Raw genomic sequence first — 17,314 nt, 5'->3', positions numbered from 1 at the left:
CGAAATGTCATTCCTGTAATCCTAACTTAAGCTCCCCCTAATCTCGATTCTCGGAAAGTGGAAAAGGATCGCGATCAGGGGGAACGTCAGCCTCAACTTCTTACAGATTGCTTGGTTCCATGGCTCTCAACAGCATCGTCACAGCTTCCGCGCGGGTTGCCGTGTCGTTCGGAACAAACTTGTCACTGCTGCGGCCATTCACGATCCCCAACTGGTACATGGCTTCGACCGCAGCCTTCGCCCACTTCGGAATGACTGCGTCATCTGCGAAGCTGGTGGCCGATTCCGCATCCAGCGGCAGCTTAAGCGCTCTCGCGATCATCGCCGCCATCTCTGCGCGCGTGATGTGTTCGTTCGGACGGAAGCTGTCGTCCGTGTAGCCGCTGACAATTCTGGCTTCCACCGCCTGCGCTACCGCTTCCTTCGCCCACGCGCCGATCTTCGCATCATCCGTGAAGGAGAGCGTCGAGCCCGTTCCTTTAAGCCCAAATGCCTTCGCCAGCATCACCGTGAACTCCGCCCGGGTGATTGCCCCATTCGGCTTGAATGTTCCATCCGGGTATCCGGTGATCAGCTTCTTGCTCGCCGCGTTCCGGATGGCATTCTCGCCCCAATGTCCGGCGATATCCGTGAACGTGACAGCAGGCTGCTCCGGTTCTGCTTCGGTAGTCTTCTCATCAACCGCCAATACCGCAAATTTCGTAAAATGGTTCACCACGGCGGCGATCCAATCGCCGGTCACGACACCGCCTACTTCCACCCAGGTCTTCTTCGCTTCGTCATAGTAGAAGATCGCAACCCGTTGATCGGCCCCTACCTTAGCCGGATCGAACTTCATCGTGATCGTAACCGGCTTGCGGAACAGCCCCGGAACATTCTTCGTCATCTCGTATGCGGAGCTGACGAAGGCTCCCTGATCGGCTTGAGGTACCGCTGCCGCTGCGAGCTTCTCAATGATCACGCGCAACTCGCCGTCTGCTGTACCAGCCGGAAGCGAAACCGAAACGTCTCCGTTCAAGCTCACCTCGCCAGATTTGCCGTTCGGGATGACAATGCTTCCGTTCGTAGAGGTAACCGTAGACGATTCGCTGCTTCCCGTACCTGTGCCGCCGGTATTGCCTCCGTTATCCGGCGTTACCGGAGCTGCTGGAGCCACGACCGCCATGTTCGAAAGCACGCTCTCCCCAGCCGCATTTACGGCCTTCACGGCGAACGCGTAGCTCGTTCCATTTGTCAGCCCGGTTACAGTGTAACCGGTGACGGTAACACCCGCCTGGACAAGCTCCCATGATCCGGGATCAGCCGGAGCTCCTCCCTTGTAGCGGTAGACGGAATAGTGATCGGCACCAGTGGCCGCGCTCCAGTTCAGAGCCGCGGTTCCATCCCCTGCCGTACCGGTCAGGTTCTGCGGCGCTGCCGGAAGCTCTGGCGCTTTCGCAACCGGCACCGTGATCGTCACATTAGAGAAATCGCTCTCTCCGATCGCATTCGCGGCCTTCACGGCGAACGCATAGCTCGTGCCGTTCGTCAGTCCGGATACCGTATAGGTAGCCGCTGTTACGCTGGAAGTCAGCAGCCTCCAGTCGGCTGGATCAGCCGGAGCCGCTGTGCCTTCGTACTGGTAGACAGCGTAAGATACTGCATCCGCCGAGGAATCCCAGCTCAGCGTCCCTTCGCCGCCCCCCGCCGATGCCGTCAGGTTCACCGGAGTCGATGGAACCGCGAGTACTTCTCCAGTCGGGGTCGCAATCTCGGCGGGGGAGAAGTCGCTTTCCCCAACCAGATTTACCGCTTTGACTGCAAAGGCGTAGTGCGTACCATTCGTCAGACCCGCAGCCGTAAAAGTCGTCGCTTTAATGTTCGCTTCTACAAGCTGCCAAGCGCTCGGATCGGTTGGAGCCGCGCCGCCTTCGAAGCGATACACCTGGTAGCTGTCCGCATTCGGAACGGCATCCCAGCGAAGCGTAACCTTTCCATCTCCCGCAAGCGTTGACAGATTTGCAGGCGCTGCCGGAACAGCCGGTTCCTCATAATTCGTTCCCCATTGAACGGTCACGCCGGTCTGAGCCGTAATCTTGGAATAAGCGCCGGGAAGCTCCGTCGCTTCTCCGGTCATCCGGATGGTCGAACCGTCAATGTCCGCATCGAAGCCTTTGCCCATCCAGGTGAGTCCCTTGATTCCACCGGTCGATTCGGGCAGCCGGACGAATGCGGGAGCGCCCAGGTCCATCCGATAGCCATTGGCTATCCACAGGTTATCGATCAGATGAATGTTGCCGAAGATGGATGGATAGATGCTCGTTGCAATAGGAATCGCCGTGATATCCTCCGAGGACTTTTGGTAAACCTCTGCGAAGGTCTTCGTCCGCACGATATCGCGGGTGAACGAATGGATCAGCACGGTGGCCTCTTCAACCTTGCCCTGATCCAGAAGTCCGTAAGTCATGAATTGAGCGTCAGGCGCTTTGAGCGATTCATTACCCAAGCCCGCCAACTGCATGGCCGGATTGTATTCGGAGTGGAAGCGATCGACCAGTTCGTTGACGTAATATTCGGGAAGCTCAGGCACATGAAGCCCCGTTGTCACATACATGGTCAACCCGGTATCGTCTGGTCGGCTGCCGTCCAGCCAATGTTTATAGAGAGTGGTGCCTTTCTTCGGGAAAAACCAGTTCTTGTAGTCTTCCTTCAGCTTCAGCGCCGAGTCTACCCACTCTGCTGCATCCGCCGTTTTGCCAAGCAGCTCGGAAATTTGACGCGCATACCCGTAATCGATGATGAGGGAGATGACGAACTCTCCGTCCCGTTCATTCGGGCCGCCGTCGCCGAAGCTCCAGCGCAGATTTTTGGCTGCCCACCGCAAATGCTTGACCAGATTGTCGTAAATTCCAGCAAGTCGTTCTTTGTCTCCGGTTACCTCATAGAGAATCCAAGCGGTTTGCGCCTTCCGGGCGGGGAGCGACTCGCCTCCAAGTTTCCCGTCCGACTCGACTCCCGCCATCATGCCCTCGAAGGTCTCCCATGCGATATCCGGCTCGACATAAGCCATGAACTGCATGCCGAAGAGTGAATCCCAGCTTGCCGAAGCTTCCGCTCCGCGCGGTCCGGACGTGTACATCGAAGGTTTCCCGGTCGCGATCTGCCGATGCGATCCCCCGCGCTCGGGCGTTGGCGGCAGGATGTTCTGAGAAAGCCCGATCCATGCCATATAGTACATTTGCTTCACATCTTCCGGGGTAACGCCGACCTGATTGACATGAAGGATATTGAAATCCTCCACAACCGGAACCTTGGCGAGGAAGTTATCCCAATACTCAGCATAGTGAGCTCGGCTGGTCGCCGCTCCCTCAAGCGTTGCCGCCGCTCTTGCTCTCTCGACAGCTGTGTTGGCGGCGTTCGCATCTCCACCGACGGCATAACCGACGCCGACGGCATAGTCCCCTTTGCCAGGCAAGGTCGCAACCCAGTAACCCGAGCCCGAAGAAGGCGTCTCCATCGCGTTGCGACCCAGACGCACGTCATTGGCCGAAGAGAAATAGAGCGGAGTCGTTCCTTCCGGCAAAGCAATCGCAAACGTGTAATCCCGATCCTTGTCAACGACCGTCAGAACGCTCCGATCGGCTGCAAAGGCTGCGGAGCCGGTGTACTCGCCAGCGACCGCGACAGCTCCAGAAGACAAGTCGGAGTGGATCGTCCGCGTCGCCGATTCGGTGTCATAGAAGAGATCGGAGCCCGTAACCGTGCCTGCCGCATAGGTCCCGCTGTAATCGATCGCTTCGGGGCGCCACGTCGTCTGCGACGTAGATGCCGTGTTCAGCCAACGGTCATCGGCGTGAATCGTTAAGCGGTCGAGCTTCGTCCAGGAGCCCTGAGCGCCAACCTGGAAAATCTTGATCTTGAAGGTTTTGACTCCCGACCAGCCCGTGATTCCGGCAAGGTCGTATGTAAAGACGCCCGTTGCCGAAGTGTCGTTCTGAAGGACATACGGTTCATACGATCCTCCGGTATTGAGCTTGATGGCCCACTTCCCGGTGGTCTCCGGAACTTTGATGCTGAGCGACGGAGTCTCGCTGAGATTGACCGTCACTTGACGCTCGATAGCGCCGTAGCCGGCATTCGAGCCGATCGTCATTTTGCTGAGCCCGTCCTCGAAGGTCATAACGGTATCGTTGCCGGCGCTTTCTGCCGTTTTCCACAGCTTATACGTAAAGGAATCGAATTCATCCAGGAAGCCGATCTCCTTGCCCTCATCGGGGTTTGCAGATCCCCCCGTTGCCGGGGCCCCTTGAAATTGCAAGGAATCGAATTCGGCCGTGTTCCCGCTTCCTCCGCTGACAAAGAGCATGACCTTGAAGGTCTGGTCTCCCGTCAGCTCCTTCGTCTCAGACAAGGTCCTGAGGTCAAACAGAAAGGAGCCTGTATCGGTCGTGTCCGACTGGACCATCCGCTGATAGCCTTTGTCGATTTTGAGCGCCCATTTGCCGGTCGCTTTCGGCACCGTCACCACCAGGTAAGGCGATTCGGTAAGGTTCAGTGTGATCTCCTTGGAGGTGATGCTCCCCCAGTCACCTGTTGTCGTGACCACAGCACGGCCATCCACTGCGGAGGCGGTTACACCGGAAGTCTTCCAGTCATTGGTCGAGAGATTGTCGAACGGCTCATCAAACTTGACAGGTCTTTGTTCACCGCCCTTGGGAGGTACCATCCCACTTGCCTGGAAGGTCTCCAGCAGCCGATCCTGCCCCTTGGCTTTTCCTTGAACATAATAACCGCTTCCGAGCGGAAAATGAGCGCCGCTATCCGGATGATTGCCCGGGTTTAGCACAATGCGGGAATCTGGAACAGACAGCCATCGCTGCTGAGTGGCCGTGCTGTCCGCAAGCTGAGCCGAGGTCATCGCAACCGCTGCATTCGTCCCTCCATCCTGCGGCGGTGACGCGTAAGCGCTGTCAACATGATTTACAGAAAATACAGATGCGACCAAAGACAAGATTAATGAGGCACATATCCATTTTTTCATTCGATTCATCGTCCTCCAATGCTTAGAGTCTTAACGTTGAAGCAAGTCTTCTATCTACACTTTTCACATAGGGAAACTGCGATAATTTGCAGGGGCAAGCCATTTCGTGTGAAATGGCTCCCCTCTTGTCTGACACAGAAACTTAAACCAACGGTTCTTCGTAGGACAACGTATCGAAAATCTCGGCCAGCGGAATATCCGCCACTGCCATCACTTCGTCGGCAGCTCCATAATACATACGGATGGTATCTCCGATCAGCAGAGCGCCGCAGGAGAACACGACTCCACCGAAGAAGCCGTTCACCTCATAATCCGCTTCCGGCTCCATGAAGGGACGCGTCGACCGCGCCACCACCTTGCCCGGATCGTCAAGATCGAGCAGTACGGCTCCCATGCAGTAGCGGTGCTTGGTATCCGCCCCGTGGTACAGGGCGAGCCAGCCGCGATCTGTACGAATCGGCACCGCGCCTCCGCCCATCCGTCCGCCATCCCAGGACTGTTGACGGAGCCCCATCAGGAAGCGGTGATTACCCCAATGCTTGAGATCCGGTGATTCGGCGATCCACATCTCCGGAGCTCCGAAGGAATGGGGAACCGGACGAGTGAGAGCAAAGTAGTTGTCCCCGATCTTCTCCGGGAACAGCATGACATCCTTGTTCTCGGGCGCCATCATGATCCCGTGCCGCTTGAACGTGCGGAAGTCGCTCGTCTCCGCTAGGCCGACGCCGACTCCACGGACCGATGCCGCACTGTAGGTGATGTAATACTTGTCTCCGATCTGAGTGACGCGCGGGTCTTCGATTCCCCAGGCTTCCAGGGCGGTCTGCGGGAAGAGGGCGGGAGTATCCTCCACCGTAAAATGATAGCCGTCCTTGCTCCGCGCGACACGAAGATGGGACATCGAGGTGAGCATAACCATTTGCCCATTCTCCGCGACAAAGCGGGAATCCGCAAAGCTGTATCTCGGATCATTCAACGATACCCGGACGAGCTCGACTTCGCCCGTCCCTTCATTCAGCTTGGGAATGAGGATTTCGTCATCGCGATCGGATACCGGCGCTTCGGCTACCCGAAGCAGAAGAATGGTTTCATCCCCGTAAGTAGCTACTCCGGCATTGAAGGCTCCGAGCACTTTGAAATCGGGGCGGGACGGCTTAACGTCGGCGGTCTTCACCACCGGATTGCATTCACTGCGTACGACTGGCATGCTATCTCCTCTTTCCTCTTGTTGTCAGGAAAAAACAGGGCCGGCAGTGCTTCTTGAACCGGCCCATGCTTCTGCCAAATGGTTAGTTTCCGGCTACAATCGCGTCGATTTGCTTTTGAATCTCGTCGATGACCTTTTGGCCGCCGACTCCCATGACCTTGTCTTTCAGCGTTTTCTTGCCGGTGTCAGCCGGAAGGACGCCTTGAACGAGCGGCAGGAAGACGGAGTCGAAGAACGGCGTGGTCTTGGCGTATTCCGTCTTCACCTGCTCCGCATTGAAGCTGAAGCCGGCGATCGGGCTGAGCGTAAAGCTATCGGATTTGCTCGCTTTTTCAAAGAATGCTTTGTCGTCCGGCAGCATGTTGTCGGGGGTGCGCACGAGGCCCGGACGCCAGGTCAGCACGTAACCCGGGAAGGAATAGTTGGATAGCGCCTTGTAGCTGGTATCGCCAACAGCTTCCCAATCCTTTCCTTCGATGCCGTATTCCAGAAGGTCATGATTTTCTTTGATCGAAAGCCAGTTGGCTACGTCCATGACCAGATCGGCATGCTTAGAAGCTTTGGGGATCGAAAGGAAGTTCCATTGTTGGAATGTGGAATACGGTTTGGCGGCATCATCACTGTTCGGAATTACGGCTTCCAGCTGAACGCCTTCGTTTTTCATGGCATCCAGGTACTTCAGCCCTTCCACTCCGTCAGCCGTATAGTACGTAGCTGCATACTTCCCTTGGTTGAACAAAGTTTGAGCATTTTGCTCCTGGGCGATATTCTTGGACAGGATGCCGTCCTTGTAATACTTCGTCACCCGTTCCAGTGGCTGGTTCAGAGACGCATTATCCCAGGCCCCAACTACCTTCTTATCCGTCAAGGAATAGTAGAACATCGAGACGGTGGTTTCCAGGTCGCTGTCCTTGCTCGTGTTTACGTTATCGTTAAAGATAAGGGCCAGTTTATCCGCTTTGCGACCGTCGATAACAAAGGGCTTGATCGTCGTTTCCTTTTCCTTCACGGTATAAAGGAACTTCTCGACATCGGCAACCGTCTTCAGCTCCGACATGCCGTATTTCTCACGCAGGTCCTTGCGGATCAGGAAACCGTTCATCGGTCCCTGGGTCGTTCCGAGCGGAATCCCCATGATCTTGCCGCCGAATTTGTTGGATTCCCACATTTGATCCGGAATCGATTCCTTCAGTTCCTTACGCGCTGCAACCAAGTCGTCCAGCGGAATGATGGAACCGCTCGCAATCATCTGCGACATCGAGAGCCACGGAGCGTCCAGGTACATATCGAAGGCTTCGCCTGCCGACATCTTGACCGATACCGAGTTGCCGTAGTCCGACCAGGGGAGGAAGTTGATGTTTAAGGAAGCGCCTACGTTATCTGCTTTTAATTTGTCATTAACCGCTTTCAGAACATCTTCGAAACCGGAAGGCTTATCTCCCGGGAAATACGCCTTCAGCTCCACAACTTCCTTCGGTGCCGTCGATGTGGCGGCGGGACTCGCACTGTTCGTCGCGTTAGCGTCCGAGGCGCTCGGGGAAGCGCTGCTTCCGCCTCCCCCGCATCCCGTCAGCAGCAAAGACATCGATAGTCCTCCGGCCAAAACGGTGCTGATCATTTTGTTTCGAGCCATTTCATAACCCTCCTCAAATGTGTAAGGCTTCTATGCGATAACCGGTTTCCCGGATATAGCTGCAATTGGCATTCATCCTTTTACTGCGCCGACCGTCAAGCCTTTGACAAAATATTTCTGCAACATCGGATACAGCAGAATGATCGGTCCGATCGTGAGCACAGTGGTTGCCATCCTCACGCCATAGGTGGGAGCCTGCGTCGAGATCGCCGCAGAAGCCGGAATCAGATTCTTCGCCGCTTCCATGTTGGAGACCATCCGGCGCAGGATCAGCTGCAGCGGGAACAGCTTTTCGTTGTCGACGAACATGAGTCCCATAAACCAGTCGTTCCAATAGTTTAGCGCGTAGAACAAGCCTACGGAAGCGAGAATCGGCTTGGAGATCGGGAGGATGATCTGGAAGAACACCCTCATCTCATTGGCGCCGTCGATCCGCGCCGCTTCTTCCAGTTCCTCCGGTACCGTCCGGAAGAAGCTGACCAGAAGGAAAACCAGGAACGGCTGGCAGAGCAGCGGCAGGATCAGTGCCCAGATGCTGTTCTGCAGGTGCAGCCACTGGCTGACCACGATGTAGAAGGGAATGATCCCTCCCGAGAATAGCATGGGCAGGTAGCAGAAGAGCAGAAGCGGCGTTTTCAGCACATTGCGCTTGTTGGAGATCGAATAAGCAAGCATCGCCGAAATCGTCAGTGCAGAGAGCGTACCGATAATCGTGATGAGAATCGTAATTTGATACCCCTGCGACAGCGCGCTGGAATGGAGCAGAGCTTCATAAGCCGCCGTGGAGAAGTGCTTCGGGAACAAGCTGTATCCGTTCACGATGAGTTCGCTCTCTTGAGTGAAGGAGCCGATGATCATGAGCAGAAAAGGAACGATGCAGAACAGCGTGAACAAGCTCAGAATCACATAAGCCATCGCGGTAAAGGCCCGGTCAGACGTAGTCTCTCTCATGGTTTCCCTCCTAGAACAAAGCAGATTCTTTGGACATCTTGCGGGTAATCGCGTTGGCGCCGATGACGAAGATCAATCCCATCACCGATTGGAACAAGCCTACCGCTGAGGACATCCCGAAGTCGTGAAGCTGTCTCATCGAGCGGAAGACGAAGGTGTCGATGACATCCGTTGTCGGATACAAGAGTGAGTTATCTCCGATAATGGCATAGATCATCGCGAAGTCTCCGTTAAAGATCCGGCCTACCGAGAGAAGCGTCATGATTGAAATGGTAGGAACGAGCAGCGGCAGGGTGATCTTCATCATGATCTGCATCTTAGAGGCCCCGTCAATGCGCGCCGCTTCATATAGCTCTTCGGAGATGCCCGTTATCGCAGCCAGGAAGATGATCGACAGATAGCCGGCTCCCTGCCATACCCGGATGACGGTCAGCAGCCATGGCCAGATGTGAGGCTCAAACATCCAGTTCACCGGCGCAATGCCCAGGTTCTGCAGCCAGGTGTTCACCGGAGGCTGCTCGCCGCCGAAGAACGACTGGACCAGCATCCCGATGACAATCCAGGACATAAAGTAGGGGAGAAAGATGAGCGATTGCGAGATGCGCTTGAAGTATTTGTTGCGGATTTCATTAAACATGAGCGCGATCAGAACAGCTGCCGCCGTTGTAAACACGATGAACAAAACGTTCAGAAGCAGCGTGTTGCGCAGGATCACCCAGAAATCGTTCGACGTAAAGAAATAATTGAAGTTTTTGAATCCCACCCATTTGCTTCCCGTGATGCCGAGCGAATAGTCGTAATCCTTAAACGCGATCATAATGCCGTAGATCGGAAAATAACTGAATACAAGAAAAAACAGCAGCCCCGGTAACGCCATCCCATATAGAAAAGGACTCCGCGCAATCTGTTTCAGCTTGTAGCGCATCCCCCTTCTTTGGACCTGTTGCATGTCTTGCTACCCCCTCGTCAATTGATTTCGTGATGGCCTTTCGTCTGACAACACCATAGCAAGCTCCAGCTTCCCCCGCAATTTCAGCATGTAACGATGCTTCCTACATGCATAAATCCGCCGATTTCCCAAAAGCATCACACTTGCAGGAACCATCAAAGTGGCTTTACGGAAAGCGCTTCTATGCTACAATGAGTTCTGCAAACACACGTATATAGACAATCGGGGGACCTCCACAATGGCATTACTTAAACAATCCCGGTGGAAAACGATGAAGCAGCGCACGACCTTCATGAAGCTCATCATTTATTTTGTCAGCGCCAATGTCTTTGTGTTGGCCATTTCTTTCGTTGCCCTGTACGGGTTGTACGCCAAGACCTTGCTGGGCGAGATTGGGGATCATTCGGAATCCCAACTGATCAATGGCGCCAAAAACACGACACAGCTCATGGAATGGTCCATGAATTACGCTTACTCTTCCAGCTCGGACGGTCAAATGGAATCCTACGCCTTGTCCGAGGAGCACTCCGATTTCGAAACTTATACGGTATGGACCCGGTTAATGAATGTGAAGAACGGCAATCCCTCCATCGATTCGGTTTATTTGATCAACGACTATACCCGCAGCGTCATCGATTCCCGGCTCGGCTTAACGACCTTTGATGACTTTTACGATCAGGAAGTGCTTGATCGGCTTCGCAGCCGCAAGATAACGGACGGGGTGTTCCTGATTCCCCGGACCATTCATCTTCCATTGAGCTCCGCAAAAGACAAGAGGGTCATTACTGCCATCGTCCCTTACGAAACCGGCAAATCGATCTCGGCCTTTGTGCTGAATGTGGATGCCGACAGCATCATGACCCTTCTCGAAAATAACGGAAGCTCTCCGGAGACCGACCTTTTCGTCCTTAACGACAAGAATGAGCTGGTCTTCAGCACGGTTCGATTGAATGACGAGCAGATCCGGGAAATCAGCGGCGCGGGCAAGGACGGCACAAGCACAAGCGGCTGGCGGTTATACAAGCCGAGTAACGGCCCAGAGCAAATGATGGTCTATACCCACACGTCCATCAGCGGCATTCAAACCTGGCGTTTTTTTGAAACGACACCGAAATCACTGATCTTGGGCAAGGTCGACTTTCTGAGGAACTTGACTCTCCTCCTGTTTGTCTGCCTCTTCTTCGTCTCGCTCGGGGTCATCGTTCTCCTGTCCAGAAGGGTCTATTCTCCGATCCAGGAGCTCGTGCAGAACGTCATGCGGCAGCATCATGCGGAAAAGCAAGACGAACAGAGAGAATCCGATGAGCTCGCTTATTTGTCCAACGTGTTCGTCTCCCAGTATGAAAAGATCAATGAACTGACCGAATTTGGAAGAGAGCACAAGTTCATCGCACGGGAGCGAATTTTACGCGAGCTTTTGGGAGGGCTTACACAATCGATTGCGGAAGCGCGTGAGTCCTACCGCAAGCTCGAAATCAACATTCCGGAGGAGAACTTGTCCATCGCGATCTTCCGGATCGATCGGTTTCCCGCTTTCGTGCAAAACTACTCCGAGAAAGACCGGCGCTTGTTGCGGTTCGCGATGTCCAATATTATCGAAGAATCGCTTGTCCCTCTCTTCCCGAAGGGCATTCTGGCCGTGGACATGGGAACGGATCATGTCGCCGTTTTGCTGCCGGTGGAGAAGGGTGAATCAGCGGCCCGCTATGCCGATAACCTGAAGGAGTCTCAACAGCTTGTCCGGCAGTACTTGTCCATCGGGACGACGGTCGCATGCGGCGGATCCATCGAAAGCTTGGCGGAGCTTCATGAGGGCTATCTGACGGCCTATGAAATGACTCAGGAGAGGTTCCGGCTGGGCCATGGAGCTTTGGTGAAGGAAGACCAAATCAACCGGAACCCGGATCAGCTCTATAACCTGCCAATCGAGTTGGAAAGGCAAATCATCCAAGCCATTCAAAAAGAGGATGCCGAAGCGCTCATGAAGCTGATCGTTTCCTCGCTCGCTCTGCTTGGCGAAAGACCTTATTTTGAATCGAAGATGTCCTTCATCACCTTTTTCATGCTCGTTCGCCGCTCCTTCCAAGTCGCCATTCCGCAGGTGATCCTGTCCAGCTCATGGGGGCTGACCTCGGTGGAGAATCAAATCATCAAGCTGGAAACTCTGGAAACGGTCGGAGACTGGATGAAGACCACGACTCTCCAAACCTTGGAGGCCATATCCGCCGCACACAGCGGCTCCAAGAAAGCCAGCCTGGTGAAGGAAGTCGACAACATGATCGATGCCCAGTTGACCGATCCCAATCTGACCACGAAGATGCTTGCGGATGAGCTCGGGCTCTCGATCAACTATTTGCGAAACCTGTATAAGCTGGAGACCAATCGCTCCATCACGGAGACGATCTCCGAGAAGCGTCTGCATATCATCTGCGCAGAGCTGCTGTCGAGCGATGATCCGATCGAGCCCATCATCCAGAAGTACGGCTTCACTTCCTTAAACACGTTCTATGTCGCGTTCAAGAAGAGATATGGCGTGACTCCGGCGATGTATAGAAAGATGAATAAAGTGGTTTAAAGATAAGTTCAGTTGAAATGAAAAACGAAGCCATCTGCTCGGTTGCAGATGGCTTCGTCGAACATGTGCCCCCTCCTCCGGAAAGAGAGTGGTTCTGGAGGGCTGATTTCGGCCTGACCATAAAAAAGCTGCCGATTCGAGTCCCTCACTTCTGGACTCGAATCGGCAGCTTTATTCTGTTATAGCACCTTCGACAGGAAGGCGCGAGTGCGTTCTTGCTTCGGGCTTCCAAACACTGCGTCGGGCGGCCCCTCCTCCACAACGAAGCCCTGCTCCATGAACAAGACGCGGTCGCCCACTTCGCGGGCGAAGCCCATTTCATGGGTGACAACGACCATTGTCATGCCCTCGCGGGCAAGCTGCTGCATGACGCCGAGCACCTCGCCGACCATCTCAGGGTCGAGCGCCGAGGTTGGTTCGTCGAAGAGCATGATCTTCGGCTCCATGGCGAGTGCGCGAGCGATGGCGACCCGTTGCGCTTGTCCGCCAGAGAGCGAAGGCGGATAAGCATCGGCCTTGTCCGCCAAGCCTACCTTGTCGAGCAGCTCTAACGCCTTGGCGCGGGCTTTATCCTCCGGCCATTTGCGAACGAGCATCGGGGCCAGGATGATGTTGTCGATGACTTTCTTATGAGGGAACAGGTTGAACTGCTGGAACACCATGCCGACCTCGGAACGGATCTCGGTGATGCTGGTCTTCTTGTCCATCAGGGACTGGCCGTCGATGATGATCTCTCCGCTGTTCGGCTGCTCCAGCAGGTTCAAGCAGCGCAGGAACGTCGATTTGCCGGACCCGGAAGGGCCGATGACGACAACGACTTCGCTCGGCTTGACGTTCACGTTGATATCCTGCAGCACTACATTGCTCCCAAAGGCCTTTGCCAGGTTGCGCACTTGAATGATCGCTTCTTCCATCACTCACACCCTCCTTTCGATAAAGCCAAGCAGCTTATTGAGGGAGTAAGTGAGGATGAAATAGATCAGCGAAGCCGCGAGATACGGCTCCCAGATGCGCATGTACTGACCGCGCATGGCATTGGCCCAATACATGATCTCCGGCGCAGCCACGATGGCGATGAGCGAGGAATCCTTCACCAGCATGATGAACTCGTTGCCGAAGGCGGGAATCATCCGCTTGATCGCCTGCGGCAGAATGATATGCCGCATCGTTTGTCTCGGGTTCAAGCCGAGGGACAAAGCCGCCTCCGTCTGCCCTTTGTCGATCGACTGGATGCCAGCGCGGAAAATTTCCGCCGAATAGGCCGCCGAATTAAGGGAAAGGGCTGCGATCGCCGCGACGATCGAGTTCGTCGAGCCAAGGAAGAAGGGGACGAGACCGAAGTGGACCATCAGAATCTGAACGTACAACGGAGTCCCCCGGAAGAAGTTCACATAGCATAGGGCTGGCCAGCGCAGGAACCACCTTCGGGACATCTTGGCGAAGCCCACTCCGAGCCCGAGGATCGAACCGAGCAGAATGGATGCCGCTGATAAGCCGATGGTGAGCAGCGCGCCTTTGAGCAGCAGAGGCGCATAATCAAGGATGATGTCAAAGCGGAAATCGCTGAACATGATGCTCTTCCTTCCTTTGCAAAAGCCCCGCTTCCGAGGCGGGGCTTTATCTGATCGATGGCCGGAGAATCGGTTCTCCGTGGGCTAGCAGCGGACGACCTGCTTACTTGGCATTCAGGAGGACTGCCGTATTCGGCTCTTCACCGAACCACTTCTTGTAGATTTCCGCGTACTTGCCATTCTCGATAACCGCCTTGATCGCCGGATCGAGCTTCGCCTTCAGCTCGCTGCCCTTCGGGTAGAGGATGCCGTAGAATTCCGCTCCAAAGTTCGCCTTGTCTTCAATGGTAACGAACTTCTTGTTCGGGTTGTTCTTGGCGTATTCCTTCACGATGGCGATGTCCGCAACCGCGGCGTCCACTCCGCCTTTGTCCAGCTCCAGGAATGCGAGCGTGTTGGATTCGAATTTCTTCAAATCCAAGTTCGTCGCTCCCATGATGTCGCTCATCAGCGTATCGGCCGTGGTCGAGCTTTGTACGGCGACCTTCTTGCCCTTCAGGTCGAGCGCGCTCTTGATGTCGCTGCCTTCTTTGACGAGGATCATGTTCGTCGATTCAAAATAAGGAACAGAAAAATCATAGGTCTCCTTGCGTTCGTCCGTGATCGATACGGAGGAAAGACCCGCGTCATAGTCCCCCTTGCTCACGGTATCGAGCATCGGATCCCATCCGGTATTGGTCAATTTGTACTTGAGTCCGGCTTGCTTCATGACCGCGTCGAAAAAATCAACGTCAAAGCCGACGATCTTGTCCTTGTCCATGCTCTCCATCGGAGCATAGTTGGCATCGGTCGCGATTTTGTACACATCTCCCGATCCACTCTTCCCACAAGCCGTAACCGATAGTGCCATCAAACCTGCAAAAGCTAACATGACTACCTTTTTCATTGTCTTCGGCTCCCCTCCGCGCTTATCATAGCGAAATCATTATTGTGATTTTACCAGCATTACGGAGAAAGGACAATGGAAAATTTCATGAATTGTCAGGTAAGATGACGTCATTTCACTACCGAATTGAAGAATAAAAGGTGCATTTCTTCTAACACTTGGTTCTATTAGAGGCGCAACACCACTTGTTCGAGCAGGATTTTATATAAATCGAAACGAGCAAGTCACAATCGATGACATTTGTTTGTCCGATCTTGTGACTTGCCCGCTAATCGTCGCGAAGCTTATTCTGATTCGATTGCGCTGTCGCGGCGCTCACCGCTTGACTAGGGCTTAAGCATCTTGCCCATCCGCTTGGCTGCTTCCATGATGAACGCCGCATCCTCGCCCATCTTGTCCGCCGACAGCCGATTAATTGGCCCCGATACGGCGAGAGCCGCCACCATGCGGTGGGCTCGATTGAAGATCGGAGCCGCAACCGCTGCAGCACCTGTTTCGCGTTCCTCCAGGCTGGTCGCATAGCCCGCCCGCTTCGTCTCCTCCAGCTGCCGCTCGAAGGCCTCGCGCTGTCCCGCATCGGACCAAACCTCCGATGCCAGAAGCTCCTGCCGCAGCTCGGCCGCTCCGAAAGCGACGAGAACCTTCCCCGATGCTCCCACATGAAGCGGCAGCCGCGCTCCGACCGGCGCAACCCTGCGAATCGCCTGGCTGCTCTGAACCGCTTGAACGCGGATTCGCTCCAGACCATCCCGGACATAGAGGCTTACCGTCTCTCCCAAGAGATCGCGCAGCCGCTCCATCTCCGGCAGGAGAATCACGGCCGGCTCATCATCCTGCGACAGATTGGCGGACAATTCCCACATTCGATACCCGAGCCGATATCTCTCCGATGCCGGGTCCCGCCGAACGAAGCCCTTCCCCTCCAGGGAAGCCAGTAGACGATGGACGGTGCTCTTATGTAGACCAACTCGCCCAGACAGCTCCGTCAAGCTGAGATCGCTGTCGTCTGTAAAGCACAGCAAAAGATCGAGAGCCCGCTCCACTGCCCGCACGGTCAATTTGGAATCTTCCGTAGCCATTTCGGCATCCCGCCTCTCGTTTCAAAGAGTGAAACCTTGTTACGCTTAGTATAAACCAGAACGATCGGCACCGCCAAGGAAATTTCCTCGTTTTTCATAGGATTGGAAGACATCGAATAAAGTTAAAAGGATGAATCCTATCGATCTGGAGAGGAGTTGTATCTGATGTCGGAGAGCTACGGGGTGCTTCCCCCGCTCTACTTGCTGGAAACGATTCGTACCTGGAAGGCCCGGGAGAAGGAGCATGTCCGAATCGTGCGGTCACTTGCAGCCGAACCTGCTCCGGAAGTTACCGAATGGCTGGACCATTGGGAGAAAGTGCTCGAACGGACGGAGCTGGCGGCGGCTCAACTCATCAAGAGGGAACAGCTCCCCCCCACTCAAGAATTGCGGCCCTCACCATCTGATTACCTGTTGCCCATCTCAGACCTGTTATCCATCTCCTTGCTTCAATCCCGCGAGTTAATATCCCATCTCGAGCAGGCGTCCGGCATCGACCGGGAGGAAAGCGACCGGCCCTCTTATTCCGCCGAGAATCCGGCTGTCTTGACGATCCGCCAGATCGTGAACGAGTCCGCATTGTATGCCGACGCTTTGGAGCCCTACCTCCCCGCGCTCTTGGAGGAATCGGAGCGGGAGGAAACCGGCTTCCGCAGCGCCGTGGACCGGAACGGGATTTCACAAGAAGTGCTGGATGCCGCTATCGCCACCAATGAAGGGCTCTGGTCGCGTCCGCCCATCCCGGATCAGCCTCCTGTCCCCATCGGCGGCCATACCCTTCCCCCGCTTCCGTATCCATACAACGCTCTCGAACCACATATCGATACGAAAACGATGCAGCTGCATCACGACATCCATCACAAAGCCTACGTGGATGGACTTAACAAAGCCGAGCTGGAGATGAAGAAAGCCCGCGAATCGGGAGACTTCTCCCTCATTAAGCATTGGGAACGGGAAGCCGCCTTCAACGGGGCGGGGCATTACCTTCACACCCTCTTCTGGAACATCATGAGTCCGAAGGGCGGCGGCAAGCCGAGCGGGCCGATCGCCGCGCAGATCGATCGGGATTTCGGCAGCTTCGATGCCTTCAAGAAGCATTTCACCCAAGCGGCGGAAAAGGTGGAAGGCGGCGGGTGGGCCATCCTCGTCTGGAGTCCTCGAAGCCACCGGTTGGAAATCCTGCAGGCGGAGAAGCATCAGAATCTATCCCAATGGGACGTCATCCCCCTACTCGCCCTCGATGTCTGGGAGCACGCTTATTACTTGAAGTACCAGAACGAACGGGCCAAATACGTTCAGGCGTGGTGGAATCTCGTAAATTGGCCGCATGTGAACGAGCGGTTCATCGCTGCTCGCCAAGTCAAATGGTATCCGTATTGAATAGAAGGAAAGAGAGGAAGCTCCCCCTCCCGGGCCGGCTTCCTCTTTGCTTCTCCTAGGGTG

The 17,314-nt window shown here is 55.1% G+C and carries 11 protein-coding genes; 2 read left to right on the top strand and 9 right to left on the bottom strand.

Annotated elements, in window-relative coordinates; translation table 11 throughout:
* Positions 1–100 precede the first annotated feature (100 nt).
* From BN2684_RS13930 to BN2684_RS13910, 5 genes are all read right to left on the bottom strand, one after another.
* Positions 101–5,020, bottom strand: coding sequence for an S-layer homology domain-containing protein (locus BN2684_RS13930; RefSeq protein ID WP_159065803.1), 4,920 nt, complete (start codon positions 5,018–5,020; stop codon positions 101–103).
* 142 nt (positions 5,021–5,162) lie between these two features.
* Positions 5,163–6,227 carry a glycoside hydrolase family 130 protein gene (locus tag BN2684_RS13925; protein ID WP_058302782.1) on the bottom strand — a complete coding sequence of 355 codons (1,065 nt, stop codon included), beginning with the start codon at positions 6,225–6,227 and terminating at the stop codon, positions 5,163–5,165.
* Between the two features lie 82 nt (positions 6,228–6,309).
* Entirely contained in the window at positions 6,310–7,860 is a 1,551-nt protein-coding gene (locus BN2684_RS13920; RefSeq protein WP_058302781.1) for an extracellular solute-binding protein, read from the bottom strand.
* A 72-nt stretch (positions 7,861–7,932) separates the two neighbouring features.
* Positions 7,933–8,811: a carbohydrate ABC transporter permease gene (locus tag BN2684_RS13915; RefSeq protein ID WP_058302780.1), complete on the bottom strand. Its 879-nt coding sequence runs from the start codon at positions 8,809–8,811 to the stop codon at positions 7,933–7,935.
* A 10-nt stretch (positions 8,812–8,821) separates the two neighbouring features.
* Positions 8,822–9,760 carry an ABC transporter permease gene (locus tag BN2684_RS13910; protein WP_058302779.1) on the bottom strand — a complete coding sequence of 313 codons (939 nt, stop codon included), beginning with the start codon at positions 9,758–9,760 and terminating at the stop codon, positions 8,822–8,824.
* Between the two features lie 238 nt (positions 9,761–9,998).
* Here BN2684_RS13910 and BN2684_RS13905 point away from each other — a divergent pair, with 238 nt between their 5' ends.
* Positions 9,999–12,335 (top strand): helix-turn-helix domain-containing protein, encoded by a 2,337-nt coding sequence (locus tag BN2684_RS13905; RefSeq protein ID WP_082651968.1) that lies wholly within the window; start codon positions 9,999–10,001, stop codon positions 12,333–12,335.
* A 179-nt stretch (positions 12,336–12,514) separates the two neighbouring features.
* On the opposite strand, the gene BN2684_RS13900 is transcribed toward BN2684_RS13905, so the two are convergent.
* From BN2684_RS13900 to BN2684_RS13885, 4 genes are all read right to left on the bottom strand, one after another.
* The gene (locus BN2684_RS13900) at positions 12,515–13,237 is read right to left on the bottom strand and encodes an amino acid ABC transporter ATP-binding protein (protein ID WP_058304551.1); all 723 of its coding nucleotides are present in this window, start codon (positions 13,235–13,237) and stop codon (positions 12,515–12,517) included.
* A gap of 15 nt (positions 13,238–13,252) precedes the next feature.
* The gene (locus tag BN2684_RS13895) at positions 13,253–13,906 is read right to left on the bottom strand and encodes an amino acid ABC transporter permease (protein ID WP_058302777.1); all 654 of its coding nucleotides are present in this window, start codon (positions 13,904–13,906) and stop codon (positions 13,253–13,255) included.
* A gap of 103 nt (positions 13,907–14,009) precedes the next feature.
* Positions 14,010–14,792, bottom strand: coding sequence for a basic amino acid ABC transporter substrate-binding protein (locus BN2684_RS13890; RefSeq protein ID WP_058302776.1), 783 nt, complete (start codon positions 14,790–14,792; stop codon positions 14,010–14,012).
* 326 nt (positions 14,793–15,118) lie between these two features.
* Positions 15,119–15,871 (bottom strand): IclR family transcriptional regulator, encoded by a 753-nt coding sequence (locus BN2684_RS13885; protein ID WP_058302775.1) that lies wholly within the window; start codon positions 15,869–15,871, stop codon positions 15,119–15,121.
* 165 nt (positions 15,872–16,036) lie between these two features.
* On the opposite strand from BN2684_RS13885, the gene BN2684_RS13880 reads away from it, so the two are divergent.
* Positions 16,037–17,251: a superoxide dismutase gene (locus BN2684_RS13880; RefSeq protein ID WP_058302774.1), complete on the top strand. Its 1,215-nt coding sequence runs from the start codon at positions 16,037–16,039 to the stop codon at positions 17,249–17,251.
* Positions 17,252–17,314: the final 63 nt, after the last annotated feature.

The sequence above is a fragment of the Gorillibacterium timonense genome (genome assembly GCF_001457415.1).
In the GTDB taxonomy this organism is placed as follows: Bacteria; Bacillota; Bacilli; order Paenibacillales; family NBRC-103111; genus Gorillibacterium; species Gorillibacterium timonense.
Note: the sequence above shows the minus strand (reverse complement) of the source record. Positions and strands in the feature narration are given on the sequence as shown.